Annotated in this window: 2 protein-coding genes; both read left to right on the plus strand. The window is 46.0% G+C overall.

The genetic code is table 11. From position 1 onward, the window contains the following. The first annotated feature begins 154 nt into the window (after window positions 1-154). A complete protein-coding gene (gene istA, locus GT1_RS21770; RefSeq protein WP_188400479.1) occupies window positions 155-1702 on the plus strand; it encodes an IS21 family transposase in 1548 nt (515 codons plus the stop codon). Further along, the gene (gene istB, locus GT1_RS21775) at window positions 1699-2469 is read left to right on the plus strand and encodes an IS21-like element helper ATPase IstB (protein WP_188400480.1); all 771 of its coding nucleotides are present in this window, start codon (window positions 1699-1701) and stop codon (window positions 2467-2469) included. The genes istA and istB overlap by 4 nt, the downstream gene beginning before the upstream one ends. Window positions 2470-2564 lie beyond the last annotated feature (95 nt).

Consider the following 2564-nt stretch of genomic DNA (forward strand, 5'->3'; position numbering starts at 1 on the left):
GTGAATAATCCGGGGCAGAATTCCCACCCTGTCCGTACGTTGGTTCCAACTATTCCGGCATAAAGTTCCAATCGTTCCGGACAGGCTCCAATCACTTTATAATGGTATTATGCATCATTCTTGATGTAAATCCATTATGAAGGAGGTCATTCATATGACCCAATATCGAGAAATCCTTCGACTAAATAGTCTTGGGATTAATCAAACCGGCATTGCCGGAAGTTGTGGATGCTCCAGAAAAACCGTACGAAATGTTTTGAAGCGGGCAAAAGACCTGGACATCGCATGGCCGTTAAAGGCCAAAACCACGGATGTTGACCTTGAAAAGATGTTCTTCCCCAACAAGTCAGTTCCGGAACCAGCCCGTAAGTACCCCGATTATGAGTACATCGACAAAGAAATCAAGCGCAATGGTGTTACTCTCAAGCTTCTGTGGAACGAATACTGTGAGGAATGTAGGCAGTGTAATGAATTGCCGCTTATGTATTCTCAGTTCTGTTTTCACTATCAAAAGTATGCGGAAAAGAAACGGGCAACCATGCATATTCCCAGAAAACCGGGCGAGCAAAGTGAAGTCGACTGGGCCGGAGATCCTGCTCATATCGTTGACAGAGACACAGGAGAAATGATCCCTTGTTATGTGTTCGTCGGTGTCCTCAATTACAGCCTATATGCCTATGTGGAAGCCTTCTTATCAATGGATATGGAGAGTTGGATTACAGCCCATGTCCACATGTATCATTTCTTTGGCGGCTCAACCAGGATGCTCATTCCTGACAATCTCAAAACCGGTGTTGACCGATGTGACTGGTTCACACCAAAAATCAATAAAACCTATCATGAAATGGCAGAACATTACGATACAGCAGTTATCCCTGCCCGCGTAAAGGCACCTAAGGATAAACCTGGTGTTGAGGGCACTGTGGGTGTTATTTCCACGTGGATTACTGCGGCCTTGCGTAATGAAAAATTCTTTTCCTTGGCAGAATTGAACCGAGAAATCTATAGCCGTCTGGAAGCGTTTAACCGCAGACCTTTTCAAAAGAAAGAGGGCAGCCGGTACAGTGTTTACCTTACGGATGAAAAGCCATTTCTCACACCATTGCCATCTGCCCCTTATGAATTGGCACAGTGGAAGCAAGCCACTGTACAGTTCAATTATCATATATCCGTAGACAAGATGCAATATTCTGTTCCGTGCGAATATATCAAGCAGAAGGTTGATGTGCGCTTGACTCGCAATGTTGTTGAGGTTTTTTACAACAACAACCGGATCAGTTCTCATCGGCGTCTTTATGGACATCCTGGGCAGTACAGCACCTTGGAAGCGCATATGCCTGAAGACCATCAGAAATATCTGAAATGGGACGGTGAACGATTTATAGCGTGGGCCGAAAAGATTGGCACCAGTACGACCATTACCATCAAATCAATACTTGCCTCCTACAAAGTGCAACAGCAGGGCTATAAGGCATGTATGGGGCTTCTAAAGCTGGCGGACAAGTATTCCGTAGGGCGTTTGGAAGCGGCTTGTCAAAAGGCATTATCCTATACACCTCATCCTAGCTACAAGAGTGTGAAGAACATCCTTGCAACTGGCCAAGATAAAGTAGCACCCGATGAACCATCAAGTAAAGCAGACCCTTCTGCTGCGCACGGGTATATCCGTGGCGCCGGCTATTATGGAGGTAGGCAGGTATGACAAATGCAGCAACAATCAATAAACTCATTGAAATGAGAATGACGGCAATGGCAGATGCTTACCGCATACAGTTACGCGATGAAGCGATGAGTACCATTCCCTTTGAGGATCGGCTGGGACTTCTTGTGGATGTAGAATATACTAGCCGTAAAAACAACCGGCTGCACCGATTGATCAAGAATGCCGGCTTTGACCAGCCCCAGGCTAGCATTGTAGACATTAACTATCTCTCGGGAAGGAAACTGAACAAATCGCTGATCGAACGGTTGGCAACGTGCGAGTATATCACAGAGCGTCACAACGTTATTATTCTTGGAGCTACCGGTTCCGGCAAGTCGTATATGGCTTGCGCGCTAGGAATGGCAGCTTGTCAACAGTATTACACAGTTAAGTACATCCGGCTGCCGGAGCTTCTTGCTGAACTGGCAATCGCACGGGGGGAAGGTACTTACCAAAAGGTGATTGCCCAATACAAAAAATATAGCCTGATTATTATGGATGAATGGCTTCTTGTCAAGCTAACAGAAACCGAAGCTAGGGACTTACTGGAAATCATCCACGCCCGTCATAAAAAGGCATCCACGCTATTCTGTTCCCAGTTTGCTCCTGCCGGTTGGTTCAACAAGATTGAAGAAGCAACCTTAGCCGACGCAATCCTTGACCGGATTGTCCACGACTCGTATGTCATAGAAATTGAGTACGTGGATAAGGAACATGATAAATCCATGCGTGAAGTATATGGCATAGATAGTACCAGCAATAAATAGCCTAAATGGTTCCGTACCGGAGCCATTGGAACCATCGTCCGGAATGGTTGGAACCAACCATCCGGACAGGATGGTTTTTCGCCCCGGAATATTCA

Origin of the sequence: Sporomusa sp. GT1, from assembly GCF_014634905.1 — a bacterium.
Classification (GTDB): domain Bacteria; phylum Bacillota; class Negativicutes; order Sporomusales; family Sporomusaceae; genus Sporomusa; species Sporomusa sphaeroides.